This is a genomic window from Streptomyces sp. NPDC020898 (assembly GCF_044333925.1).
Classification (GTDB): domain Bacteria; phylum Actinomycetota; class Actinomycetes; order Streptomycetales; family Streptomycetaceae; genus Streptomyces.
The window spans coordinates 428,942-454,758 of record NZ_JBIRRV010000004.1 but is presented as its reverse complement, the minus strand read 5'-3'; the positions used below and the strand labels follow the sequence as shown (position 1 = coordinate 454,758).

Annotated in this window: 19 protein-coding genes; 8 read left to right on the top strand and 11 right to left on the bottom strand. The window is 70.9% G+C overall.

Annotated features, from left to right (window positions below):
• Nucleotides 1-30: 30 nt before the first annotated feature.
• The 6 genes from ACH4TV_RS16440 to ACH4TV_RS16415 all read right to left on the bottom strand — a co-directional run bounded on the left by ACH4TV_RS16440 (nt 31) and on the right by ACH4TV_RS16415 (nt 5,652).
• The gene (locus ACH4TV_RS16440; RefSeq protein ID WP_398398499.1) at nt 31-1,374 is read right to left on the bottom strand and encodes a helix-turn-helix domain-containing protein; all 1,344 of its coding nucleotides are present in this window, start codon (nt 1,372-1,374) and stop codon (nt 31-33) included.
• 289 nt (nt 1,375-1,663) lie between these two features.
• Nucleotides 1,664-2,218, bottom strand: coding sequence for a Uma2 family endonuclease (locus ACH4TV_RS16435; RefSeq protein WP_398398497.1), 555 nt, complete (start codon nt 2,216-2,218; stop codon nt 1,664-1,666).
• A 70-nt stretch (nt 2,219-2,288) separates the two neighbouring features.
• Entirely contained in the window at nt 2,289-3,812 is a 1,524-nt protein-coding gene (locus ACH4TV_RS16430) for an NCS1 family nucleobase:cation symporter-1 (RefSeq protein WP_398398495.1), read from the bottom strand.
• Between the two features lie 212 nt (nt 3,813-4,024).
• Entirely contained in the window at nt 4,025-4,504 is a 480-nt protein-coding gene (locus ACH4TV_RS16425; protein WP_398398493.1) for a CPCC family cysteine-rich protein, read from the bottom strand.
• 61 nt (nt 4,505-4,565) lie between these two features.
• Nucleotides 4,566-4,844 carry a DUF397 domain-containing protein gene (locus tag ACH4TV_RS16420; protein ID WP_398398491.1) on the bottom strand — a complete coding sequence of 93 codons (279 nt, stop codon included), beginning with the start codon at nt 4,842-4,844 and terminating at the stop codon, nt 4,566-4,568.
• Nucleotides 4,804-5,652 carry a helix-turn-helix domain-containing protein gene (locus tag ACH4TV_RS16415; protein ID WP_398398490.1) on the bottom strand — a complete coding sequence of 283 codons (849 nt, stop codon included), beginning with the start codon at nt 5,650-5,652 and terminating at the stop codon, nt 4,804-4,806. Before ACH4TV_RS16415 ends, ACH4TV_RS16420 begins: the two co-directional genes overlap by 41 nt.
• A 144-nt stretch (nt 5,653-5,796) precedes the next feature.
• Here ACH4TV_RS16415 and ACH4TV_RS16410 point away from each other — a divergent pair, with 144 nt between their 5' ends.
• The 3 genes from ACH4TV_RS16410 to ACH4TV_RS16400 all read left to right on the top strand — a co-directional run bounded on the left by ACH4TV_RS16410 (nt 5,797) and on the right by ACH4TV_RS16400 (nt 7,582).
• Nucleotides 5,797-6,204: an ATP-binding protein gene (locus ACH4TV_RS16410; protein WP_398398488.1), complete on the top strand. Its 408-nt coding sequence runs from the start codon at nt 5,797-5,799 to the stop codon at nt 6,202-6,204.
• Between the two features lie 57 nt (nt 6,205-6,261).
• Nucleotides 6,262-6,576, top strand: a complete 315-nt coding sequence (locus ACH4TV_RS16405) for a DUF6401 family natural product biosynthesis protein (protein ID WP_398398486.1) — start codon at nt 6,262-6,264, stop codon at nt 6,574-6,576.
• A gap of 103 nt (nt 6,577-6,679) precedes the next feature.
• Complete coding sequence (locus ACH4TV_RS16400; protein WP_398398484.1) at nt 6,680-7,582, top strand: hypothetical protein; 903 nt, start codon at nt 6,680-6,682, stop codon at nt 7,580-7,582.
• A 104-nt stretch (nt 7,583-7,686) separates the two neighbouring features.
• On the opposite strand, the gene ACH4TV_RS16395 is transcribed toward ACH4TV_RS16400, so the two are convergent.
• Nucleotides 7,687-11,940: a hypothetical protein gene (locus ACH4TV_RS16395; RefSeq protein WP_398398482.1), complete on the bottom strand. Its 4,254-nt coding sequence runs from the start codon at nt 11,938-11,940 to the stop codon at nt 7,687-7,689.
• A gap of 208 nt (nt 11,941-12,148) precedes the next feature.
• On the opposite strand from ACH4TV_RS16395, the gene ACH4TV_RS16390 reads away from it, so the two are divergent.
• Nucleotides 12,149-13,345 carry a glycoside hydrolase family 64 protein gene (locus ACH4TV_RS16390; protein ID WP_398398480.1) on the top strand — a complete coding sequence of 399 codons (1,197 nt, stop codon included), beginning with the start codon at nt 12,149-12,151 and terminating at the stop codon, nt 13,343-13,345.
• Nucleotides 13,346-13,376: 31 nt separating this feature from the next.
• Here ACH4TV_RS16390 and ACH4TV_RS16385 read toward each other — a convergent pair whose 3' ends face one another.
• Together ACH4TV_RS16385 and ACH4TV_RS16380 are read right to left on the bottom strand one after the other, a co-directional pair.
• Nucleotides 13,377-14,036 carry a hypothetical protein gene (locus ACH4TV_RS16385; protein ID WP_398398478.1) on the bottom strand — a complete coding sequence of 220 codons (660 nt, stop codon included), beginning with the start codon at nt 14,034-14,036 and terminating at the stop codon, nt 13,377-13,379.
• Between the two features lie 115 nt (nt 14,037-14,151).
• The gene (locus ACH4TV_RS16380; RefSeq protein ID WP_398398476.1) at nt 14,152-17,955 is read right to left on the bottom strand and encodes a hypothetical protein; all 3,804 of its coding nucleotides are present in this window, start codon (nt 17,953-17,955) and stop codon (nt 14,152-14,154) included.
• A 297-nt stretch (nt 17,956-18,252) separates the two neighbouring features.
• Between ACH4TV_RS16380 and ACH4TV_RS16375 the strand changes: the two genes are divergently transcribed.
• The gene (locus tag ACH4TV_RS16375; RefSeq protein ID WP_398398474.1) at nt 18,253-19,074 is read left to right on the top strand and encodes an NPP1 family protein; all 822 of its coding nucleotides are present in this window, start codon (nt 18,253-18,255) and stop codon (nt 19,072-19,074) included.
• Between the two features lie 284 nt (nt 19,075-19,358).
• Nucleotides 19,359-20,192, top strand: coding sequence for an NPP1 family protein (locus ACH4TV_RS16370; RefSeq protein WP_398398472.1), 834 nt, complete (start codon nt 19,359-19,361; stop codon nt 20,190-20,192).
• 127 nt (nt 20,193-20,319) lie between these two features.
• On the opposite strand, the gene ACH4TV_RS16365 is transcribed toward ACH4TV_RS16370, so the two are convergent.
• On the bottom strand, nt 20,320-21,123 hold the full coding sequence (locus ACH4TV_RS16365; protein ID WP_398398471.1) for a hypothetical protein: 804 nt from the start codon (nt 21,121-21,123) through the stop codon (nt 20,320-20,322).
• A gap of 138 nt (nt 21,124-21,261) precedes the next feature.
• Between ACH4TV_RS16365 and ACH4TV_RS16360 the strand changes: the two genes are divergently transcribed.
• Nucleotides 21,262-22,545, top strand: coding sequence for an amidohydrolase (locus ACH4TV_RS16360; protein WP_398398469.1), 1,284 nt, complete (start codon nt 21,262-21,264; stop codon nt 22,543-22,545).
• 291 nt (nt 22,546-22,836) lie between these two features.
• Nucleotides 22,837-24,408 carry a hypothetical protein gene (locus ACH4TV_RS16355; protein WP_398398466.1) on the top strand — a complete coding sequence of 524 codons (1,572 nt, stop codon included), beginning with the start codon at nt 22,837-22,839 and terminating at the stop codon, nt 24,406-24,408.
• A gap of 126 nt (nt 24,409-24,534) precedes the next feature.
• Here ACH4TV_RS16355 and ACH4TV_RS16350 read toward each other — a convergent pair whose 3' ends face one another.
• Nucleotides 24,535-25,794: a hypothetical protein gene (locus ACH4TV_RS16350; protein ID WP_398398463.1), complete on the bottom strand. Its 1,260-nt coding sequence runs from the start codon at nt 25,792-25,794 to the stop codon at nt 24,535-24,537.
• Nucleotides 25,795-25,817 lie beyond the last annotated feature (23 nt).

Genomic DNA, 25,817 nt, shown 5'->3' with positions numbered 1-25,817 from the left:
CCCGGAGGGCTGTGCGCCGCCCAATGTTCGTCAAAGAGGAGGCTGTGCGGGCGCCGGGCCGAGGGTGGTCGTCCCCGGGGCCGTACGGTGGCCCAGTCCCGTCCGGTAGGCGTCCAGGGCGGCTTCGACCCGTCCCGTCCTCCGCAGCAGATCGCCGAGCAGCCGGCACAGGTCGGCCAGGTCACCGGCCGCGCCGGCTCGCTCCAGCACACTGAGCGCCCGGACGTAGTGCTCCTCCGCCCGGTCCGTGTCCCGGGCGTCCTCGGCGATGATGCCGAGCAGCCGGTGGGCGGCGGCCGAGTGCACGGCGCCGCGTTCCGACGACAGGTCGCCGAGTACGTCGTGCAGGAGCCCCGCCGCCTCGTCGGACTTGCCGCGCCGGTGCAGTACGTCGGCCAGCTCGACGGTGACCTGGCTGCTGTAGAGGGCGGCGCGCTTGGCGGACAGCATGGCGTGCGCTTCCCTCAACTCGGCCTCGGCACGGGCGAGTTCCCCCTGCTGGGCGTACAGATACCCGCGCATCCAGTGGCAGTTGGCCAGCTCGGTACGTATCTGAAGCTGCCGGTACAGCTCCGCGGCCTTCGCCAGCGAGGCGTCGGCCGCCGTGTACCGCCCCTCGGCGAGCATCGTCCGGGCCACCTGCCGGTGCATCCGGGCGACCAGCGCCGGATCACGCACCTGCGGCGCGAGCGCGAGGGCGAGTTCGGCGGCCTGGGCGGCACGGGCGTGGGCGCCCATGTCCATGTAGGGCGCGATGGAACTGGCGTACAGCGGCAGCAGCGCATCCGGATCGTGCAGTCCGGTGCGGTTCAGCTCGTCGATGGTGGACTCAAGAAGGTATACGGAGTACCGCAGTTCACCGGCGAGATAGTGCGCGACGGCCCGCCCCCGCAACGCCGGCACCCGCCCGGTCAGCGGCCCGTCGGCCAGACACCGCTCGGCCAGCTCGAAGTACTCCTGCGCGGCCCCGAGATCCCCGGTCTCCACCGCGCACTCCCCGAGCCCGAGCAACGCGGCGGCCTCTTCTGCGAGGAGCCCGAGCCGCGCGGCCTCCTCCCTCAACTCCCCGTACCGCTTGGCCGCGGCCTCGGTCTCGCCGGTGGCGAGGGTGCGCTGGGCGTCGGTGAGCCGTAGCCGAACGTCCGTGGCCAGGTGGGCCGGACGCCCGGTCACCAACTCCTCGTACGCCACCCCGAGCCGCTCCGCGATATGCCGCAACGCCTCCTCGGAGGCACGCACCCGGCCCGCCTCCACGGTGGAGATGTAGGCGGGGGTGTAGGCGGACTCCGCCAACTGCCGCTGCGTCAGCCCCTGCTCACTGCGCAGCCGCTGCACCCTGCGCCCGATGACTTCCGGCTCGTCGCGCTCCGGCATCGCCCAACTCCCCTGCGCCTACTTGCCGTTGAGGTCCGTATAGCCCTACGTTAAGCGACGGGTCAAACGTGCTTACTACGCCGCTGTAGTTGCGAGGTTGCCGTGCTCTCACACGTCAGAGCGATCTGCGCGGCAATCGTCGCCGCCGCCACACTCATCCTCGCAGCAAACGCGGGCCCGGCCCGGGCGGCGGAGCCACCCGAGGCCGGGCAGGTGTGGAGTCAGGGCCATGGGCAGGGGCAGGGGCAGCCCGGGTAGAGCGCAGGGTCGGTGACCCAAACCCGGGTGCTCAGAACCCGGCGGTGTCCAGCTCGAAGCCGAGGCACTCAGGGAGCGGCACGGCGTCCCCCAGTTTGTGCCTGACATGACGACCGTACGCGTCACCCGACAACCCGGAGTGGACCACCAGCTCCCCCGCTTCCCGGTCGATCAGGAGATAGACGGGGATACCCGCGCGGGCGTACCCAAGGGGCTTCTTATCCCGGTCCCGCTCTGCAGTGCCGGTCGACGTGACCTCGGCGACGAGAAGGACGATGGAGGGGTCCTGCCAGACGTCCTCGCCGGCGAAACTGCTCTTGGGCGCGATGGTCAGGTCCGGGAGGACACGACCGCCGCCAGGGACGCCGGGGATCTTCAGGCCGATGCCTGTGTAGGTGCGCAGGGACGGGTCGCTCCGGCGATCGATGACCTGCCCGGCGAGCTCCGACACGATCTCCGCGTGTGCCCCGTTGTCGGGCGGCGACACGTAGACCTCCCCCTCGACAAGTTCCACGCGCCAGCCTTCGGGAGCAGCCTCGCTGAACAGCTCGAAGGCCTGCCCGACGCTCGATTCCGCCGTCGCCATGACAGGCCTCCCTCGCTCAGTGCGACCGTTCCAGAGTTCACCGCCGCCTTGATACGGAGCACGGGGCCGTTCACTCGGACGAGCGCGACCCCGTCAGCGGGCTCTTGCCCCCGCTCACCGCGAAGTAGATCGTCCCGGCGACCAGCACGCCGATGAACCAGGAGTACGGGCCCAGAGCTGCCCCGTATCCGGACGGTCCGTATGTCGGGAGGATGCTGGAGAAGATCGCGCCGATGCCGCCGGCCACGAAGGCCCGTATGTTCCAGCCGCCCTGGAAGCGGAATTCGCCGTCCTCCTTGTAGAGGTCGGGGACGTTGAGCTGGGCCTTGCGGAGGAGGTAGTAGTCGACGACGACCACGCCGAAGATCGGGCCCATCGTCGAGCCGATGGCGTTGACGAAGCTGGGGGCGTTGTCCCAGGGGTGGAGGGGGTAGAGGAGCAGGGCGATGAACGCCGCGATCAGGCCGCCGCGCTTGAAGGAGATGTACTTCGGGGCCACGTTGGCGAAGTCGAAGGCCGGGCTGACGAAGTTGGCGACGACGTTGATGCCCAGGGTCGCCACCGCGAAGGTCAGGGCGGCCAGGAGGACCAGGAACGCGCTGTCGAACTTCGCCGAGATCGCCGCCGGTTCGAGGATGACCTCGCCGTACACCTTGCTCGCGGAGGCCGTGGTCAGCGCCGCCACCAGCGAGAAGAGGATCAGGTTGACCGGCAGGCCCCAGACGTTGCCCTTCTTCAGGGTCTTCTCGTCCGGCGTGAAGCGGGCGAAGTCGCCGAAGTTCAGGAACAGCGCCGCGAAGTACGTCACCCAGGTCGCCGCGATGGCCGCTATCGCGGCGAACGAGCCCGGCGTCACGTCCAGGCCGGTCGCGTTCTTCGCCAGCGCGGCCAGGTCCTTGGCCGGCATGTCGATGGAGAGGGTGAGCGTGCCCGCCTTCACCGACAGGCCCACCGCCAGCACCAGCATCATCAGCCAGACCGCCGGGCCCGCGAAGTCCTGGAACCGGCGTACCGTCTCCATCCCCTTGCTGATGATGAGGAGTTGGGCCGCCCAGACCGCCAAGTAGCAGATCACTTCCAGGCCACTGTGGTCGAACAGACGGCTCGTCTCGTGCAGGTTCTTCGGGCCGTCGTAGCGGACCAGGAAGGCCACGATCGCGCCGGCCGCCGCGCTGGTCTGGGCGCCGTACCAGAACGTGGCGACGATCGCCCTGACCAGTGCGGGGACGTTGGCGCCGAAGGTGCCGAAGGAGGCTCGCGCCAGGACGGGGTACGGGACGCCCGTCCTCACGCCCGCCTTGCCGATCAGCGTCATCAGGTAGTAGATGACCAGCGATCCGACGCCGATGCCGATCAGGAACTTGAAGGTGTTACCGGCGACCAGGAACAGGCTGGCAGCGAGGAAGTAGCCGAACAGACTGTGTACGTCCGAGGTCCACACGTTGAAGATGCTGAACGCGCCCCACTTGCGCTCGGTGGCCGGGGCGAGGTCCTCGTTGTAGAGCCGGGGCGAGTAGCCCTCGGGGACTGTGGTCCCCAGGTCGCCGCCGGTGCCTCTGCTGTCTGTGCCTGTATCTCTGTCCGTGTCCGTCATCGCGTTCTCTTCCTGCGCGGGTCGCCACGATGGCGCCGGATGGCCTAAAGAGAACGTGCGGGTGTTTCTCCCAGATGCCGCACACGTAACTGACCCGTCAATGGAAGTTTTCTTCCATCGGTGAGGGTGTGGAGGGGGCGGTGGACCGCTACGTCGCGATGACTCGGGCGACCCAGCAACTCGTCGTCCTCGCCGGTCAGTTCGCGGGTGACTCAGTCCTGCGGTGCGGACGGGGGCGCCGCAGGACGCTCGTCGGCCCGCCAGTACGACGCGCGCCACCAGTACAGAAGTGTCGGGTCCTCCTGCCATTCGCCACCACTGCCCGGCTCGGAGAAGGAGTCTCGCGACGGGTCGATCGGGCGCCACCCGGGATCCAGCGGCTCGCTGCTCGCCGGAGGCCGTACGTCCTTGAGGAAGCGCTCTTCCATCGCCCCGAAACGCTGGTAGTTGACCTGCGCCTCCACCAGGCACACCGCGTTGGCGCCCCAGCTCCACGGCCACCGCAGTTGGGACAGATCGTCCTCCCAGAAGCAGACGTCGCAGATCTCATAGCTTCCCTGCTCACCGAACGTCTGATGCCCGCAGCAGGGGCACGGGAACCAGCCCCCGGGAGGCGGCGGTCCAGTAGGCGCGGGCATCACGAATGACTCCCCTCGCGCCTCGGCCGCCTCCAGCCTCTTCAGTTCAGCCATCTCGGCCCGAAAATGCCGCTGCCGCCAATACGAGAGGAGATACCCGACAAATCGCATGCGATCAGGCCAAGGTGGTACGCGCCGTCGCCCCCACGAACGCGGCGAAGGCCTCCGGCGTGAGCGTGAGGGTGCCCTGATCGGGGGCCTTGGAGTCGCGGACGGCGATGTGGGGGGTGAGGGGGGCGACTTCGACGCAGTCGCCGCCGTTGGAGCCGCTGTACGACGACTTGTGCCATGCGGCGGTGCCGAGGGGTGCGCATTCAACGCAGTCGCCGCCCGTGTCGCCGCTGTACGACGACTTACGCCACCGCGCTCCTGATAGGTCCTGGCTGGTGCCCATAACGCTCCTCCATCACACGAGCGATCAGCTCGGCCGAAGCCTCCACAGAGAGGGCGGCTGCCTGCAAATGATCGTATCGGAGGAAGCCTTCCCGGAGTGCGTCCGGATTGGCCGTCATGTGCCCCTGGACGAAGTCCTCGGTGTAGACGATGTTCGGGTCATCGTCGAAGCGCAGGAGGTTGAACGAGCCCATCAATCCCGGGTGTTGACCAACCTCGAAGGGCAGCACCTGAACCTGGGTCCAACCGTTCGCAGGCAGCTCCAACAGGCGAGCGAGTTGGTTTCGCATGATCTCGCGGCTGCCGATCTGCCGATGCAGCACCGCCTCGTCCAACACCACCCACGCCACCGGCGGTTGCTCCCGAGCCAGGATCCGCTGCCGCTCCATCCGAGCGGCGACCCGCGCATCCAGGTCCGCATGGTTCCGTACTCCGAGCACCGCCCGCGCGTACTCCGGGGTCTGCAGAAGCCCGTACACCAACTGCGCCTGGTACGTGGAGATGTACGTCGCCCGCGCCTCCATCTCCGCGTACGCCTGAAACCAATGCGGAAGTTGGCTTCGAAGCACCAGCCCCACAAGTCGCGAGAACGTCCCGTCCGTTCCCAGTGCCGCGTCCGCTCGCTCGGCGAACTCCCTTGTCGGGACCTTCCTCGCCGTCTCGATCTGGCCGATCAGTGACGCCGTACAGAAGATGCACGCACCCAACTGCCCCTGCTTGAGGCCCGCTTCCTCTCTTCTCCTCCGCAGCTCGAAGCCGAAGTAGTCCAGCGGTGAGGCGCTCGGGTCGAGTTCGCGGATGTTGACCATGGCGGGGCACCCCCAGAGCTGACGCTGCGCGTCGTTGGCTTCGATCTGTAGCCCAGCGTAACCACGCCCCTCCACTCTGGTGACGTGAATCACGCAACTGACGCAACTGACCTGGACGAAAGCCCACTTGGGCCGAGGTACGGCATGAACTTCACCCTCGGTGAGCATTCCGCCCGGCACCTCCGTTACATCCTGCGGACGTATCTCGACTCCTGGGGCATGTCCGAGCTCGCCGACTCCGCCACGCTCGCGCTGACCGAGCTGGTCGCCAACGTCGTACGGCATGTTCCGGACCGGCGGGCCGCCGTACTGCTGCTGTGGCAGCCCGGCGGGGTTCGGGTCGAGGTGAGCGACACGGAAGCGCAGGTCCCAGAGTTTTCCACAGCTGTGGATAACTTTCTGGATCCTGCGGACAGTGGGCGCGGACTCGTGATCGTCGAGGCCGTCACCGACCGGTGGGGCTGGTACCGCACGCCCACGCACCCCACGTACACCGGGAAGACCGTCTGGTTCGAGTGCGACGGCAAGTGCAGCAGTAAGGAGTCAGTGTGATGCAAACCATGACATACTCCTCTCCTTCCGCTCCCTCGGCCCGCATACCTTGGACGGATGTCCCCCTTGGCCAGAATCAACAGCTCCTACGCGCACCGCTTCGCGGAGTTCGCCTTCGAGCCCGCCTTCACGGCCGCCGTCGACCAGCATGTCGCGGAGATAAGGGAGCGGATCGCTGCCGGCGGGCCCGGGCTGATCCCCCGGCAGCCGCACCGGGAGCACCTCGCCGACTACGCCCTCGGGTTCCTCGACGCGCTCGACGAACTCGACTGGCGCGAACCCGTCGGGCACGACTACGCGGTGTGCCGTCTCACCGCCATCAGCTGGCTGGTCCAGCGGCACGGCCTCCTCGGTGAGAACCCTGCGGATTGATTTTTCTGACAGATCGGGGGTGTTCATCAACTCTCCGCTTGTCAGCCTCGGTGTTTGTCAGGCCGGGTCGATCCCGGGCAGACCGAGCACTGGAGAACCACGTATGTCCCAGTCACACACCGTGGCGGCCCCCGAGCGCGGGGCGCCCAGATCACGGACGCAGCACCGGCTGTCGAAGCCCTTCCTCCTCGTCCTGCAGTTGCTGCTGGCGACGCTCGTCGCCACCGGCGCGTTCGTGACGACCACCGGTTCCGCGAGTGCGCAGAACGAGACGGGCGCCTCACTGAACCAGGGCCAGCTGCCCGGGGTGGTGTACCGAGGCGACTCCCGGGGCCCGAACGACATCTTCGCGAACGGCTTCTGGTCCCGGGGAACGAACTACGACCTCCAGGCCCATGTCCACGGAGACCGGGCCCACAACAGCGGCTACATCTCCACGTCGGGTCTGCAGAGCGAGGCGGAGCGGTTCGCGCGGAGCCAGGGGGTGACCAACCTCGACGCCGCCGCCCGTCAGCCGCGCTGCCAGGGAGCGGGGTGGACGATCGGCCAGAGCATCCCGGTCGTCGGATGGCTCATCACGTCGCACTGCGCGCACGCGGTCGTCGAGGCCAGGACCTTCGTCTACACGATCAACCCGCAGTTCGCGAACGTCATCCTGCACGTTCCCGAACAGCTCCGCGGGAACCCGGACATGTACAGGGCCTACCGGAGCCAGGACGAGTGGGCCTTCTTCCGCAGGATTCCGCCTGAGGCGATCACCGGCGTGCACGTCTACCACATGACAGCGCGGGCGGCCGGCAGCCTGCTCCAGCTGCAGAGCCTCACCTTCCAGCACGAACGCTGGGTGCCGAACCCCAACTACAACCGCAACTTCCACTACAACCCGGTCAGCGACCCGGGCGCCAACCTCGACTGGAACACGGGCCTGAACATCCCGCCGATCCAGGCGAACGAGTACAACCGGGGCTGCTCGGCGGCCCAGCGGTGCCGGGGCGGCAACGGCTGAGCCGTTGACCAGGCGTCCAGGCGTCCGGGCGTCCGGGCGTCCAGGCACACGCAGACGCGCGGTACGAGGCGGCACCACCGGTCGACCCGGCGGTGCCGCCCGCCTCAATCGCCGCACACCCTCCGGAACCCGGTGTCCGGAATGTACGTATCCCACTGCGCCCGCGTCAGATCGCCGGCCGCCCGTGCGCACACCGCCCGCGCCGCCCCCGCCGGATCGATCGAGTACCGCTGGACCGGAACGTGAGCGCTCCCCGCGTACAGCGTCATGCTGTCGGCCGCGAAGGCCAGCGTCCTGATCGCGTCGCCGGGGGTGGTCAGCGGGCCGCCCAAGGGCTGGCGGGTGGGGATGTCCCACAGCTGGAGGGTGCCACGGTCACCGGCGACGGCCAGGGTGCGGCCGTCCGGGCTGACGGCGACGGCGCCGACTCCCTCCGGGCCCCCTTCGAGCGGGGTGGGGAAGACGCTGCGCAGGACGCCCGCGCCGCGGCGCAGGTCGCCGTCCCACAGGGCGACGCGGCCGGCCCAGTCGCCCGCCGCCAGCAAGGAGCCGTCGGCGGAGAAGGCCAGGGCGCCGATCTCGGCACCCTGGACGAGAGCGGGCGCGGTGAGCCGGCCGGCGGGGAGGCGGGCGGCGCGGTTGTCGCCGACGAGGAGGCGGCCGTCGGGGCGGACGGCCAGGGGCACGCCCTCCAGGCTCTTGAGCACGCCGGTTCGGCGGTGCCGGGTGACGTCCCACACCTCGGCGTCCGACCGGCCGGTGTCCGCAATGCGGCTGGCGTAGAGGCGGTGGCCGGCCGGGCCCAGGGCCAGTCCGACGACGGCGCCGACCGAGCCGGAGTTCGGCAGGTGCAGGGTGGTCCGGGCTCGGTGGTGTCCGACGTCCCAGACCGTGATGCGCTGCGGCGCCGTCGGGACGCCGGGCGCGGAGACTCCGTACACGAACGTCGTGCCGTCGGGGCTGAACGCGGTCACGGCCATCGTGCCCTGCGGGTCCACCGGCACGGAGGGGTCGTCGGAGACGGGCGGGGGCGGGGACGGCAGGGTGGCGAGGACGCGGCCGTCGCGGGTGTCGAGGAGCCGGAAACGGTAGTGGGCACCGGTGGTGCGCTCGGCGGTGGCGAGCGTGTGGCCGTCCGGGCTGAGGAGGACGTCGTCCGCCGGGTGTTCGCGCCAGACGGAGGTGGCTGCCGGGCCGAGGTCGAGGGTGTGGACCGTGCGTTCCTCCAGGTAGCGGAGGGACGGGTGGCGGCCGGGGACCCAGGTGAGGGCGGCCGAGAGGGTCTGGTTGTTCAGGGCGTGCCGGAACACGGGGGTCCCCGGGAGCCCCTGGCTGCCGTCGAGCCGCCAGACCCGGACCTCGCTGTCGTCGGCCGTCGCCAGCATCGCCCCGTCCGGGCTGAACACGGCGGAGTCCACGCCCAGCGAGCGGATGTCGGCGACCTGGCGCCCGGTGTCCGTGTCCCAGACGCGGACACCGGTGTTCCCGCTGGTACCGGTGGATCCGTTGCCCTCGGGGCGCCGTCCGGTCTCCGAGAGAACCGCGAACCGGCCGCTGCCACCCCCGCCGAACACCACCGCCGAGTCCTCGTCGCAGAGTTTCCGGGAACTCTCCCATGAGCCGTGCACGGGCTTCCGGGTGCTGAAGTCCCACAGTTGCGGAGCCTGTCCGGCGGGGCAGACGGCCACCAGTCGGCCGTCCGGTCCCGATGCCACGTCGGTCAGGTCGGCGGAGCCGCGCGTCGTGAAAAGGAGGCGGCCGTCCGCGATCGACCGCAGCTGTACCCGGTCGTCGGTGGTGCCGACGAGGAAGGTGGCGCCGTCGGCACCGAAGCGGACGTTCGCCCAGTTCGCCGGTACCTGGTCGGAGCCCCCGGTCCAGTGCCGGGTGGTCGTGTCCCACAGTCGGACGCCGTGGTCCCCGGCGAGGGCGAGCACCCGGCCGCCCGGGCCCGCGGTGAAGAGGTCTCCCTCCGGGAGCCGGCCCGAGGCGATGCGCCGCCCGGTCTCCAGGTCCCAGGTCCGCCAGCTGCCGCCGTCCGAACTCAGCAGCGTACGGCCGGAGTCGAGAAGGAGACGCACGGTGTCGTCGCCCGTCGCGGGGTCGGTGAACGTGCCCCGCTCGGGCTGGGTGAGGGAGCCGAGCAGGGCGCGGCGGGCCTCGGGCAGCGGGGAGATCCGCCAGGCGGCGACGCCCAGCAGCATCGCGGTGCGCGGGTCGGTCGTACGCAGCCCGTCGGCGACCTCGGCGACCCTGCGGGCCGCGTCGTCGGTGCGGCGTTTTTCGTTGTCCTCGTGCTGGGTCCAGGCGGCGAATCCGATCACCATCGCCACGGCCAGTACGGCGGACAGCGCACCGAGGAGTGTGCGGGAGCGCCGGGCGGTACGGGTCGCGGCCCGGCGTTCCGCCTCGCGGGCGTCGAGTGCGGCGGTGAGGAACTCCCGTTCCGGGGCGGTCAGTTCAGGGGTTCGCTGCGGGTGGGTGGGGGCTTGTCGCGCAGTTCCCCGCGCCCCTGGCGGGGCGCTGACGCGCGCCCGCCAGCCCCGACGCCGATCAGCGCCGCCCGTGCCACCACTCCCACCGCCAGTACAGCCGCCACTCCCGCCACCACTCCCGCCGCCGGTCCAGCCACTACTCCCGCCGCCGGTCCTGCCGCTAGTCCCGCGGCCGGTCCCGCCACCACTCCCACCGCCAGTCCAGCCACCACTCCCACCGCCAGTCCAGCCACCACTCCCACCGCCGGTCCAGCCGCCACTCCCACCGCCGGTCCAGCCACCACTCCCGCCGCCGGTCCTGCCGCTAGTCCCGCGGCCGGTCCCGCCACCACTCCCACCGCCAGTCCAGCCACCACTCCCGCCGCCGGTGCTGCCGTCCGTCCCGCCGCCACTCCCGCCCCCGGCCCCGGCCCCGGCGGCAGTCCCGTTCGCGCCGAACAGTTCCTCCGCGCGGACCAGGCGGGCGCCCCGGTACAGGGTTCCCGGGTCACGGTCGTGCTCCAGCCAGGCGCGGGCCGCCTCGGTCAGGCGGCGGTGGTGGCGGAGGCGTTCACGGTCCTCCTCGATCCAGCAGCGCAGCCGGGGCCAGCAGGTGATCAGCGCCTCGTGGGCGAGCTGGACGCCGTCCTCGTCGACGGTGACCAGGCGGGCGCGGGCCAGCCGGTCCACCACGACCGGTACCTCGTCGCCGTCCCACTCGTCCAACTCGGCCCGTACGAGCGGGCGGCGGGTGTCGGCGTTGCCCTGGCCGGGCTCGATCAGGCGCAGGAACAGCTGGCGGGCGGTGCGCGCCTGAGGCTCCGACAGTTGTCCGTACACGTCATCGGCGGTCGCCGCGATGGCGCCGCGTACGCCGCCGACCGCCTCGTAGGCGGTGAGGGTCAGCAGGCGGCTGCGGCGCCGGCGCCAGGTCTCCAGGAGGGCGTGCGAGAGCATCGGCAGCGCACCCGGCTGGTCCAGCACCTCGTCCACGATCCTGGCGGTCAGCTCCCGCTCCACCAGCAGCCCGGCCGCCTGCGCCGGTCCCACGACCGCCTCACGCAGCTCGTCCGCGTTCATCGGCCCGACCAGCAGGCCCGCGCCGCGCAACGCTTCGGCCAGCTCGCGGTGTTCGGCGCAGCGGGCGTAGAAATCGGCCCGGACGGCGACGACCACCCGGAGCCGGCTGTCCGGGTCGCGGGCGGCCAGCAGCAGATCGAGGAAACGGTCGCGCTCCGCCCGGTCCCGGCAGAGCGTGAAGACCTCCTCGAACTGGTCCACCAGCACCCAGCTCTCGGGTTCTCCCTCGGCGGGGGTCAGCAGATGCCCGTACGTCTGTGCGGGCCGCGCTCCGGGAGTGAGCACCCGGAGCACCGCGGGCCGTCCGCGCCGGCCGATCTCCGACCGCAGGTGAGGTATCAGCCCGGCCCGCAGCAACGACGACTTGCCGCTTCCCGACGCTCCGAACAGCACCGCGAACCGGTGCCCGAGCACCAGCTCCCGCAGCTCCTCCACCAGCCGGTCCCGGCCGAAGAACAGCGCGTGGTCGTCGGGCTCGAAGCGGGCGAGTCCCCGGTACGGGGGTGCCGCGTCCGGCGTCTCCTCGCGCAAGGCCCCGGCGGCGTCGGCGTCGGCGTCCTTCCACCGGGTCTCCCACTCGCCCGGGTCGCCGCCGCACGCCCGTACATACCCCTGGAGGACCGCGAGCGACGGCAGCTTCCGTCCGGCCGCCGCCGCGGACAACGTCGTCGCGGAGAAGCCGGCCACCTCGGACATCGTCCGGTACGACGGGCCGCCCGCGGACCTGCGCAGCTCCCGCAGCTCATGGGCGAGCCGCTGTACGAGACCGGCGTCCGGGTCCAGGGGTCTTTCGGGACGCCCCACGGGACCACCACCATCCGGGTGAAAACGACGTTCAGGGCGGTCAATTTACGTTTCGTGCACAGGTGTCGTAAACCGCCCTGGATGTGGCGTTGACGACAGCGGAGAAAGGGAACCGCTCTTGGTCTAGACCTTGACGTGTTCCGTTCACGAGAGCAGCCTGACAGAGATCTGAGAGCGCTCTCACGCATGCGACACGAGGAGGACGAACGTGTTTGCCACTCGGAAGGTGCTGGTGCCCCTGGTCGCCGCGGCGGCCGTCGCCACGGGGCTCACAGCCGCGGGTCCGGCGTCCCGCGCCGAAGCCGCCGTACCCACGACCATCCCGCTCGAGTTCAAGAACAACTCCGGGCGCGGCGACCAGATCTACGTCTACAACATCGGGACCGAGCTCTCGACGGGCCGGCAGGGCTGGGCCGACACGAACGGCACGTTCCACGCCTGGCCCGCCGGCGGCAACCCGCCGACCCCCGCGCCCGACGCGTCGATCGCCGGACCGGCCAACGGCCGGACGATGACGCTCCGGATGCCGAAGTTCTCCGGCCGGGTCTACTTCTCCTACGGCCAGAAGCTGGTCTTCAGGCTGACGACGGGCGGTCTGGTCCAGCCCGCCGTGCAGAACCCCTCCGACCCGAACGCGAACATCCTCTTCAACTGGACCGAGTACACGCTCAACGACTCCGGCCTGTGGCTCAACAGCACGCAGGTGGACATGTTTTCCGCCCCCTACGCGGTCGGCGTCAAGAACACGGCCGGCACCGTCAAGAACACCGGCCACCTCAAGTCCGGTGGCTACGCCGGGTTCTTCAACTCCCTGAGGGCCCAGCCCGGCGGCTGGGCAGGCCTCATCCGCACCCGGTCCGACGGCACGATCCTGCGCGCCCTCGCCCCCGGCCACGGCATCGAGGCCGGGGCCCTGCCGAGCACCGTCATGAACGACTACGTCAACCGGGTCTGGACCAAGTACGCCGGCTCCACGCTGACGGTGACACCGTTCGCGGACCAGCCGGGCACGAAGTACTACGGCAGGGTCTCCGGGAACGTCATGAACTTCACCAACAGCTCCGGCACCGTCGTCACCAGCTTCCAGAAGCCCGACGCCGACAGCATCTTCGGCTGCTACAAACTCCTGGACGCACCGAACGATCTGGTCCGCGGCCCGATCTCCCGCACCCTGTGCGCGGGTTACAACCGTTCGACGCTGCTGACCAACTCCAGCCAGCCCGACACGAGTTCGGCCGCCTTCTACCAGGACGCGGTCACCAACCACTACGCCCGCAAGATCCACGCCCAGATGGCCGACGGCAAGGCGTACGCCTTCGCCTTCGACGACGTCGGCAACCACGAGTCGCTGGTCAACGACAGCAACCCGCAGACGGCGTACATCACGCTCGACCCGTTCAGCTGAGCAACGGTGAGGGTGACGGGCAGGATCAGGGTCAGCAGGTCTCCCCGAACTTGACCGCGGTGATGGTCACCGGCAGACCGTCCAGGTCGGAGCCGGCCGCCGGATCCTGGGTGCACACCTGCCAGTTGGACTCGACGAGGACCATACGGTCGTCCGGGGACGCGTCGGTCACGGTGATGGCGGTGCCGCTGTCCAGGGCTTCGCGGGCGACCTTGACCGACTTGCCCTTGAAGTCGGGCATCGTCGCCCCGGCCTCGGGCACGGCGTCCGCGTCCTCGGCGGGACAGGTCTCCCGCAGCTTGACGGCGCCGAAGTCGACCTTGGTGTCCGTCGGTTGCCCGCCCGCCACCGGAGCCTGGGAGCAGACCTTCCAGTTCCGGTCGAGGGCCTGCACACGGCCACGGCCGAGGGCATCGTGCGAGGTCAGGTACCGGAACCCGGCGGCCTGCGCCTCGTCCTGCGCGGTTTGGAGAACCTTGCCTCTCAGGTCGGGCAGCACGGCGGTGTCGGCCTTCGCAGCCTCGTCGCTGTCGCTGTCGGTCCTGGCCTTGGAACTCTGCTTGGTGTCCGACGTGTTGGTGCCGCTGCTCGTGTCGGTGCCCTCGCAGGCCGTGAGCGCGAGGAACGTCGCCGCGGCGAGCGCCGCAGCGACGGCGCGGGTGCGGATGTGGGTGCGGGTGCGGGTGCGCATGGTGGTCTCCCCCAGGGACGGTGCGTGAGCCGGGGGAGCATCATGCGCCGTGCGCAGGGCGTACGGGGGTGGAGCGGCGTTGCTGTGACACGAACGGGTGTCGGCGGCGCCGCCCCTAACCGCACACCCTCCGGTACGCGACCTCCGGCACATACGTCCGCCACTGCCCCCGCGAGAGGTCCGCCCCCTCTCCGGCCCGCTCGCACACCCGGGTGGCCGCGCGGGCCGGGTCCACCGCGTACCGCTGGAGGGGGACATGGACGCTGCCCGCGTACAGGGTGTCGCTGTCGGTGCTGAAGGCGAGGGTGTCGATCGTCTCGCCGGGGGTGGTGAGCGGGCCGCCCAGGGGCTGTTGGGTGGCGATGTCCCAGAGCTGGAGGGTGCCGGCGGTGCCCCCGACGGCCAGTGTGCTGCCGTCGGGGCTCACCGCCAGCGCGCTGACCGCCTCCGGTTCCTCGCCGAGCGGTGCGGGGAAGACGTTGCGCAGGATGCCCGTACGGTGGCTCAACTCCCCGTTCCACAGGGCGACCCGGCCGGTCCGGTCGCCCGCCGCGAGGCGTGAGCCGTCGGCCGCGAAGGCGAGGGCGCCGATCTGTTCGCCCTGGACGAGCCCTTCGCCGGTGACCCTGCCGGTGGTCGTCCCGGTGGTCTGCCCGGCGGGCAGGCGGGCGGTGCGGTTGTCGCCGACGAGGAGCTCCCCGCCAGGGTGCACGGCCAGGTGGGTGCTGTTCAGGCCGGTGAGGTCGGTTGTTCTGCGGCCGGTGTCCGTGTCCCACGCCTCGTCGACCGGGCCGCCGAGGACCGGGGCGCGGGCCGCGTACAGGGTGCGGCCTTCCGGACCGAGGGCCAGGGCGGCCACCGGGGCGGCGGACTCCGGGGTCGTCAGTTCCAGGGTGGCGCGGACTCGGTCGTGGGTCAGGTCCCAGACCGTGAAGCGTTGCGGGGCCGCCGCCTTGCCGGAGGCCGGGACACCGTACGAGAGCGCCTTGCCGTCGGGGCTGAACGCGAGGAGGGCCGGCGTGTCCTCCGGGGATGCGGGGTCCGGGGGCGGGGCGGGGAGGGTGCGCAGGAGGGCGCCGTCGGAGGTGGCGCGGAGCTGGAAGCGGTAGCGGTTCCCGGTGCGTTCGGCGGTGGCGTACGTACGGGCGTCCGGGCTCACCTGTACGGCCGCCAGGGGGTGCGCGCGCCAGGCGGGCGTGACCGCCCTCCCCAGTTCCAGGCAGTGGACGGCGCCGCCTTCGAGGTAGCGCAGGGTGGTCCGGCGGGCGTGGTCCCAGGCGAGGTCGTTCAGGTGCTGGTTGTTGAGGGGGTGCCGGAAGACGGGTGCGGCCGGGTCCGACAGTCGCCACACCCGGATCTCCTCGCCGCCCGCGGTCGCCAGGAAGGTGCCGTCCGCGGTGAACGCGGCCCGTTCCGCGCCCGGTTCGTCGAGGTGCGCGATCTCGCGGCCCGAGACGGTGTCCCAGACGGTCGCGCCGGACTCCGAGAGGGCGGCGAGCCGGTCGCCGTCGGCGCCGCCGAACACCAGGGCCGTCCGTTCCGCCTCGTCGCACAGGCCGGACGTCCGCTGCCACGGGCCGGACAGGGTGCGGCGGCGGGCGGTGTCCCAGACCTGCGGGGCCCGGCCCTCCGGGCAGACGGCGACCAGGCGTCCGTCGGCGCTCACGGCCGGGGTCACCGGGCCCGGCGCCCGTTGCTCGAACAGCACGCCGCCGTCCGTGAGGGACCGCATCCGCACCCGGGCGTCGTCGACACCGCTCACGACGTAGGCGCCCGCGGCGATGCCGGTGTCGGCGGTGAGGGGGAGGGGGCGCGGGTCGCCGGTCCAGCGGCCGGTGGCCGTGTCCCACAGGCGGATGCCGTCGTCCCCGGCGATCGCGAGGACCCGGGCGTCGGGGCCGGCCGCGAGCACATCGCCGACCGGGAGCCACCCGAAGGCGGTACGGCGGCCCTTGGCCACGTCCCAGGTCCGCCAGGTACGGCCGTCGACGCTGAGCAGCGTACGACCGGAGTCGGCGAGGAAACGCGCCGGTCCGTCGCCCGACGCGGGGTCGGTGAAGATCGCGTGCTCCGCCTGGGCGAGGGAGCCGAGCAGGGCCCGGCGGGCCTCGGGCAGCGGGGAGATCCGCCAGGCGGCGACCCCCAGCAGCATCGCGGTGTGCGGATCGGTCGTCCGCATCGCGTCGGCGACCTCCGCGACCCGGCGCGCGGCGGTGTCGGTGCGCTGGCGTTTGTTGTCCCGGTGCTGCTGCCAGGCGGCGAGTCCGATGATCGTTGCCACGGCCAGTACGGCGGACAGCGCGACGACGAGGGTGCGCGAGCGGCGGGCGGTGGCCGTCGCCGCCCGGCGCTCCACCTCGCGGGCTTCGAGTGCGGCGGTGAGGAACTCCCGTTCCGGGGCGGTCAGTTGAGTGGTTCGCTGCGGGCCAGTGGGGGCTGGTCGCGCAGTTCCCCGCGCCCCTTTGGGGGCGCCGCCCCTGCCGTCGGCCGCGAACAGCTCCTCCGCGCGGATCAGCCGGGCGCCCCGGTAGAGGGCGCCGGGGTCGCGGTCGTGTTCCAGCCAGGCGCGGGCGGCCTCGGTCAGGCGGCGGTGGTGGCGGAGGCGCTCACGGTCCTCCTCGATCCAGGCGCACAGGCGCGGCCAGCAGGTGATCAGGGCCTCGTGGGCGAGCTGGACGCTGTCCTCGTCGACGGTGACGAGCCGGTTGCAGGCCAGCTGTTCCACCACGACCGGCACATCCCGGTCGGCCCACTCGTCCAGTTCGGCGCGGGTCAGCGGGCGCCGGGTGTCGGCGGTGCCCTGCCCCGGCTCGATCAGACCGAGGAGCAGGCGGCGGGCGGTACGGGCCTGGGCGGGGGACAGGTGCCCGTACGCCTCTTCGGCGGTTGCCGCGATGGCCCCGCTGACCCCGCCCGCCGCCTCGTACGCGCTCAGGGTCAGCAGTCGGCTGCGGCGCCGCTTCCAGGTCTCCAGCAGCGCGTGGGACAGCATCGGCAGCGCGCCGGGCTGGTCGAGGACCTCGTCCACGATCCTGGCGGTCAGCTCCCGTTCCACCAGCAGCCCGGCCGCCTGCGCCGGTCCCACGACCGCCTCGCGCAGCTCGTCCGCGCTCATCGGCCCGACCAGCAGACCGGTGCCGCGCAGGGCCTCGGCCAGTTCGCGGTGTTCGGCGCAGCGGGCGTAGAAGTCGGCGCGTACGGCGATGAACACCTTCAGCCGGCTCTTCGGGTCGCGGGCCGCGAGCAGCATGCCGATGAACCGGTCCCGCTCCGCCGGGTCCCGGCACAGGGTGAAGACCTCCTCGAACTGGTCCACGACCACCCAGCTCTCCGGTTCCCCCTCCTCGACGGCCAGCAGATGCCCGTACGTCTCGGCGGGCCTGGCCCCCGGGGTGAGCACCCGCAGCACGGCCGGGCAGCCGCGCTGCGCGATCTCCTCCCCCAGGCGGGGTATCAGCCCGGCGCGCAACAGCGACGACTTCCCGCTCCCCGACGCCCCGAAGACCACCGCGAACCGGTGCGAGCGCACCAGCTCGTTCAACTCCTCCACCAGCCGGTCCCGGCCGAAGAACAGCGCGCGGTCGTCCGGCTCGAAGCGGGCCAGTCCCCGGTACGGCGGTGCCGCGTCCGGCGTCTCCTCGCGCACGGTGCCCGCGGCCTCCGCGTCGGCGTCCTTCCACCGGGTCTCCCACTCACCCGGGTCGCCCCCGCACGCCCGTACGTACCCCTGGACCACGGCGAGCGACGGAAGCCGCTTCCCCGCCGCCGCGTCGGACAACGTCGTCGCGGAGAAGCCCGCCGCCTCGGCCATCGCGCGGTACGACGGCCCGCCCGCCGACCTGCGCAGTTCCCGCAGCTCGTGCGCGAGCCGCTGCACGGGACCGGCCTCGGGATCGACCGGTCTTTCGGGACGCCCCACAGGACCACCCACTTTCGTCCACTTCGTGCACGCCCACGCAGCGGATGGCTAACGATGTTCGGGGCGGTCAACCTACTTTTGGCGTGTATGCGTCGTAAACACTGTGTGCTTGAGATGTGGCGCGGATGACAGCCACGGAACGCTCGGTCGAACAATGCGGTGGTGCCCCCAGGATTCATGGGGGTGAGCGCCTCGGGGGATTGATTGACCTGATGAAACGGGGTGCCCTGTCAACTTTCCGCTTGCCAGTGTCGGTGCCGCACCGCCCCCCGCACCGAGCAAGTGGAGAGCCCTCGTATGTCTCAGGCAGTAAAGAACCGTAAGAAGTCCCGCTTCGCGAAGGCCGCGCTCGTCGCGCTCAGCGCCACCGGCCTGACCGTGGGCCTGACGGGCAGCGCCAACGCGGCCATCCTGAACCCGCTGCCGTGGAACGCGAGCACCTTCCAGAACAAGTACATGCCGCTCTTCGACTACGACTCGGACAGCTGCTTCCCCGCCGCGGCCGTCAACTCGTCCGGTCAGCTCAACGGCGGCCTCAACCCGTCCGGGTCCCTCACCGGCGGCTGCCGGACCAACCACCTCGGCAAGGCCAACACGTACTCGCAGGGCTGGTGCAAGAACGGCTGGTGCGCGTACGTCTACACGCTGTACTTCGAGAAGGACCAGTGCGACCCCACCAGCATCACTGACTGCGGGCACCGTCACGACTGGGAGTCCGTCGTGGTCTTCCAGAAGCAGGGCGAGGAGTCGCCCCGCTACCTGTCCGCCTCCCGACACGGCGGCTACAGCACCCACCCGATCAACGAGGTGCCGATGGGCCGGGTGAGCGGTGACTCGAGCTACAACAACCGCGTCGAGATCGTCTACCACAAGGACGGCGCGAGCACGCACGCCTTCCGCTTCGCCAAGTGGGGCGAGAGCCCGAAGGTCTGGGGCAACGGGACCTGGGACCGTCCGGCCCTGGTGACCATGGAGAACATGGACAAGACCCCGCGCGACCAGCTGTGGAACTCCACGTGGGGCCTGGCCAACTTCCCGCTGACCGGCAACCTCCAGAGCAACATCAACAAGGCCCGGAACGCCGACAGCCGGTCCAAGGCCGCCATCCCCGCGTTCTGACACGCGAATCGGCACACCTGCCGCCGGTGGGACGGAACTTCCCCTCCGTCCCACCGGCGGAACGCGTCATGAGCCGTGCGTCCGGTCTTTCGGGGCGGTGACAGCCGCCGGACGCCACGGCGAACTACGTGGCGGTACCACCACGAATCGCTTCCTTCAATTGATTGACCTGATGAAACGAGGTACCGGTCAACTCCCCGCCTGCCAGTCTCGGTCCCGCATCGCACCGCACCGCACCGGATTCCCGCCCCCTCGGGGCCGTACCGAGCAAGTGGAGAGCGTCTGTGTCTGAGGCAGTCAAGACAACCAAGGCCTTCAAGATCCGCAGGATGTCCCGCTTCGCCAAGGCCGCGTTCGTCGCGGCCAGTGCAACCGCCCTGACCGTGGGCGTGACGAGCAGTGCCAACGCGGCCATCCTGAACCCGCTGCCGTGGAACGCGAGCACCTTCCAGAACAAGTACATGCCGCTCTTCGACTACGACTCGGACAGCTGCTTCCCCGCTGCGGCGGTCGACGCGAGCGGAAAGCTCAACGGCGGTCTGGACAACACCGGGGCGATCACCGGCGGCTGCCGGAACAACCACCTCGGCAAGGCCAACACGTACTCGCAGAGCTGGTGCAAGAACGGCTGGTGCGCGTACGTCTACGCGCTCTACTTCGAGAAGGACCAGACGCTGGCCGGCGCCGACGCCTTCGGCCACCGTCACGACTGGGAGTCCGTCGTGGTCTTCCAGAAGCAGGGCGAGGAGTCGCCCCGCTACCTGTCCGCCTCCCGGCACGGCGGCTACAGCACCCACCCGATCAACGAGGTGCCGATGGGCAGAGTGGCGGGCGAGACGAACTACAACCGCGTCGAGATCGTCTACCACAAGGACGGCGCGAGCACGCACGCGTTCCGCTTCGCCGCGTGGGGCGAGGCCCCGGAGGCGTGGGGCGACGGAGGCTGGGACCGTCCGGCCCTGGTCACCATGGAGAACATGGACCAGACACCGCGCGACCAGCTGTGGAACTCCAAGTGGGGCAGCGCCAACTTCCCGCTGACCGGCAACCTCCAGAGCAACATCAACAAGGCCCGGGACGCCGACAGCCGGTCCAAGGCCGCGATTCCGGCGTTCTGACACCGGGTTCGTGACACCGGGGTTCGTGACGCTCGGCCCGGCATGAGCGACCCCGTATGAACGGCCGCCGGTGGGACAAAACTCCCCCTCCATCCCACCGGCGGCGCCCGTCATGACCCGTACGGGCTCACATGTCGGTCGTACGCGGCAGATCCGTCCGCTCCCGCACCGGCTGGTTGGCGAGCGCGTCCGCGCGTCCCGCCTGATACGCGCTGACGCTGCCCTTGGCGGTCACCGTCTCCCGCTCGACCGTCGACAGCATCCGCTCCCAGCGGTGCCGCATCGGCGCGATCATGCCGCCGCCGAGCCCGACGATCAGGATGCCGGCGACCGTGGCGAGCGCCGCGTACAGCACCGGCTGGGTGACGTCGCGGGCGATGCCGGCCTGCCCGAGGGCGGCGATGACGCCCAGCGCCACGATGCAGCCCCAGACGACGGCGGCGACGGTACGGCCGTACGACACGGACGACAGCGCCCCGGCGACGATCCCGCGCACGGCGTTGGCGATGGCCATGGCGACGACGATGAGCACCACGGCCACGATGGCGCGCGGCAGCCAGGCCACGATGCCGTTGATCATCGTGCTGACCGGGTTGGCGCCGAAGACGCCGAGCGCGAGCTGGAGGGTGATCAGCATCAGCGCGTAGTACACGATCTTGCAGATGATCCCCGTCATGTCGTACGCGGAATCCCTCAACAGCCGCGCGGTACCGGCCCGTTCGGACAGCCGCTCGGACCCGACGCGACGCAGGACCCGATCGAGAACACGGGCGATCAGCTTCGACACGAACCAGCCGATGACGAGGATGACGAGGAACCCGATGAGCTTCGGCACGAACTGGGCGACCTTCGACCAGGCGTCCTCGAGCCCTTGGGTGAAGTCGATGGCGAGCGTGGAGCTGGTACCGCTGATACTGCTGCTGGTGGCCATGTGACGGTCTTCCTTCGGTAGGTGGGTAGGTGCTACCGGCCCCCTCCCTCGTGGATATCAGCGGCGCCGGGCAACGGCCGTGGGTGCGCGGCCGAACGAGTGACCGGCTGTGCACATCGGAGGAATACGCTGCCTCCTGTGGCCTCTCCCTCGTCCTCGCTCGCCGCGCGCACCGCGCTCGACCTCACCGCCGACCTCCCGGTCCCGGCCCTGGAGGACCTCTACCGCGATCTGCACCGGCACCCGGAGCTGTCCCTGGCGGAACACCGCACGGCGGGCCTGCTGGCCCAGAGCCTGCGGAAGTCGGGGTACGGGACGACGGAGGGCGTGGGCGGCACGGGCGTCGTGGGCGTCCTGCGCAACGGCGACGGCCCGACGGTCCTGCTCCGCGCCGACATGGACGCGCTCCCGGTGACCGAGGAAACCGGCCTGCCGTACGCCTCCACCGTCCCCGGCGTGATGCACGCCTGCGGCCACGACCTGCATGTGACCTGGCTGGCGGGGGCGGCCGAGGCCCTGGCAGCGGGCCGGGACACCTGGCGAGGCACGCTCGTACTGGTCGGCCAGCCGGCGGAGGAGACGGGCGAGGGTGCCCGGGCGATGCTGGCGGACGGCCTGTACGACCGTTTCCCGCGCCCCGACGCCCTGCTGTCGCAGCACGCGGCGCCCGGCCCCGCCGGCCTCTACCCGCACATCCCCGGTCTGATCATGTCGGCGTCGACGGACGTGGATGTGATCGTGCACGGCAAGGGCGGCCACGGCTCCCGTCCCGAGACGACGGTCGACCCGGTGGTGACGGCGGCCTACATCGTCACGCGCCTCCAGACGGTCGTCTCGCGCGAGATCGCGGCCCGCGACTCCGCCGTCCTGACGGTCGGCGTGATCGAGGCGGGCACCCGGCACAACATCATCCCGGCGACGGCCCGTATCGCCCTGAACCTGCGCACCCAGTCGAACGACGTACGGGACCGCATGCTGGCCGCGATCAGGCGTATCGCGCAGGGCGAGTGCCTGGCGGCGGGCTGCCCGAGCGAGCCGGAGATCCGGGTCGGCGCGACGTTCCCGGTCACGGTCAACGACGCGACGCTCGACGAACAGGTGGCCGAGGTCCACCGCGAGGTCTTCGGCGCGGGAACCGTCTTCGACCCCGGCCCGGCGATGGGCAGCGAGGACTTCGCCCACCTGGCGGTGGACCAACTCCCGTACTCCTACTGGTTCGTGACGACCACACCGGCGGACGTGTGGAACGCGGCGGACGGAAGCGGCGACCTGATGACCCAGCTCGCGGCGGTGCCCAGCAACCACAGCCCGCTGTTCGCGCCGGACCTGTCGGTGGTGGGGGCGGGGGTGCGGACGTTGGTGTCGGGGGCGTTGGCTGTGCTGTCGGCGAGGGCTGATGGCGTGCGGGTCGCCCGGGGGTAATGGCCTGCATGTCGTCCGGGGCTGATGGCCTGCGTGGTGGCCCGAGCCGCTCCACCTCGCCGAGGTGTTCCGACTCGACGAGAAGACCGCGATGCGTGCCGCTGGGGCGGCGCGGTAGAGCAGGGTGTGTCGGAGCCTCTTTCTTGCGCAGCATGCTCATGAAGCGACGACCGGTCGAATCCACCGCACGCGCCCCACAGCATCCGTGGGGAATTTCTCCGCCGTACCCCTCCTGTTGGCCAGGTCTGGCTACCTTCGCCTCGCCCGGTCCGGTACAGGAGAGGCCCATCCATGAGCACCCCGATCCACCGCACCTCGACACGGCAGTCCGCAGCCTTCCTGACGTCGGCCCGGCACCGTGAGGGAGGGAGCCGGACCGGGAGTACGTCCTTACGCCCGCCGGAGCGCGCCCTCCTGGAGATGCAGTCCCGCGCCGGCAACCGGGCCACGACCGCAGCGGTGCAGCGCGCCCGGGACACCGAGAGAGGGAACGCGGCGGCGAACGGCGACGCGTCCCCCGGAGCGAAGAAGAAGAACTATCGCGACCGGATCGCCGCGCTGCTCGACAGGTTCAAGAAGAATCTCGAACCCATCGACACCTTCATCAAGGGCTTCCAGACCCCCACCAACGCGGCCTTCACCCAGCAGGCCGCCGTCGCGGCCAACGAGGGCCTCAAGCACTCCGCCGCCGCCTCGGGGACCTCCGCAGCGTCGGGCAACCTCCTCACGGAGGCCGCCGGCACCGTGGTCAGTGGCATGGACGCGTACAAGAACATGAAGGACGCCAAGAAGCACGAGACCGGGGCCGACCACCACACGGCGAAGAAGAAGGCCAAGACCAAGGGGACCGACACGGTCATCGGCGCCGCCAGTTCGGGAAGCTACAGCGCCGCCATCGCCAAGGAGGTGACCAAGATCCAGAAGGCGGCGGACGCCGCGGTGGCATCCGAGGCGAGCGGTATCGCCGGCGCTTCCGTCGGCGCGATCAAGGGCATGCGGTCCGCCTTCCGCATCGGGGGAGCAGCCAGCAAGTACAAGCAGGTCAAAGAGCTGGGAGATCCCCACCTCGTCCAGGCGGGGTCCCTGGCAAGACTGAACGAGTCGCACGAGCAGGCCGGCTGGGCCGCAGCGGAGGCTTACGTCGCGCTGGACGCCTACTGGAAGCATGAGGGCCCTGGACTGCTGGAGGTCGTTTCCGAGGCCATCGACGCCGCCTGGGAGGCGATGGGTGAAGCCCGTGACGCCGCCGAGAACCTCCAGCATGCCGAGAACGACGTGGAAAAGCTGAGCAAGGCGCAGCAGTACGCGAAGAAGAAGCAGCTCACCAAGATTGGCAAGGAGACGGCCGGCGGCGCGGGCGAGTCCGTCAAGGCCGCAGCCGGCGTCGTGACGGCGGTCGCGGCGGGAACTGCCGGGCTGGCGAGCAACCCGGTCGGATGGGGCCTCGCCGGGGCCGGGGCCGGTCTCGTCCTCGGCGTCACCATGTACAAGGCGCTCCGCGCCGCCACGAAGCGCTACGAAGAGGTCCACCACCCCGAGCGCTGGGCGCCGCAGGGCGAGACCCCGGCGGAGGCCGCCTCCCGCAAGGAGTCGCTGAAGCACGCGATGAAGTTCTGGAAGAAGGTGTCGAAGGGCGAACGCCAGGCCATGGCGCGCGAGATCTACGCCCTGGCGGCGGGCCCCGACATCTCCGGGAACACCACGGCCGAGATGCGGGAGTCCGCCAGGTCCCTGCTCATCGCCCTCAAATCCGGCCCCGCCAAGCACAACCTGGAGCCTGACGCGTGGGCCGAGACCCTCAACGACCCGGCGAAGACCTCCGGTTGGATCGCGGAGATAGCGGAGCAGCTGGCCTCGGGGTGACCTGGAGCGGGCCGGCTACCGGGCATCCGGGCATCGCGAGGCCCGGTGGCCGACCAGGCACGTTCGGCGCTGCTGGACCAACTGTTGACCACAACGATCACCGCACAGGTCAAACGTGCGGCCTGGTCAGCCAGGCACGTGCTGGGCGGTCCGTGGCGTCTCCGACTTCTCCAGCTTCTCCAGCTGCCGCTCGGCATGCCGTACCGCACCCTCGCGCCGCCCCGGCACCCGGCGTCTCAACTCGACGACCACCGGCCCGAGTTCACGCGCGTCGGCGCTCTCGCCGAGGCTGGTCCACTGGTGGTGGGCCCGGTCGACGGCCGACTCGACGGCAGGGGCGTCCGGTGCCTGTCCGGCACTGAGGCGCTTGCGGGCGACGCTCAGCCAGGCCCGGCAGCTCCGGGCCGGGTGCCCGGCGAACATCGCGAGATCGGCCCGGACCTCGGTCCAGTGCAGCACCTCTTCGGAGGCGGGCCCGTGGGTACGGAGGGCGCTCTGCTCCCACTGGGCGGCCAGCGCGTCGGCGTCGGCGTGACGGCCGGCCTGGACGGCGGAGGTGATGAGGGAGTGGGGGTCGCCGGCCGTTGCTTCCTCGGCTCCGCCGGGTGCCTCTTCGGCTCCGGTCGGCACTCCCAGCCCGTCCGGCGTCTGAGGACGCGCCCTTTCGGCGCGAACCGGCTCAGGTACGGACGGGACCGCGCTCACACCCGCCCCGGACACCGCGTCCCAGGCCAGCACCACATCCCCGTACGCCGCCCCCTCCGACGACAGCCGCCCCAACGCCTGCTGGTGCAGCCGCGCCGGCTCGGGACGGTGCCCGCTGCGCAGAATCGTCGCGATCGTCTTCATGTACGTCGGCACAGCCACCGCCCGCCGGGGAGGCGGCGGGGCCACCCGCCCGTACACGCTCACGCCGGGCCCCACGGTGAACGGCCGCGCCGTGACGTACTGCCAGGCGGCGGCATCGGCGTGGAGGTCGAGGAACAGGGTCGTCGTACCCGGCGTACGCAACCGCAGTTCCTCGGCGATCCAGTGCCAGGGGAACGCGGTGTAGCGGACCGTCGCGGGGGTCGTGCGGGCCAGGGCGAGATGCGGAAGGTGCTGTTTGCGGTCGAGTTGGAGCTGGCCGGTGAGGAAGACGGTGAGCGGACCGGGGGCCACCGCGGCGGCACGCAGCCGGGTGAGTACGGCCTGCGGCTCCAGCGGGTCGGCGAGTTCGACGACGTTCGCGGTGTCGGTGCCGGCCAGCACGGCGGGGGCGACGGCCGCGAGAACGGGCAGCACGGACGCCGCGTCGACGAGACAGCCCTTGCCCACGGGCGAGGCGGCAAGCAGCAACGCGGTTCCCGTTGTTGATCCCGCTGTCGATCCCGTTGTTCCAGCCATCGTCCCTCCCCTCACGCCAGTCG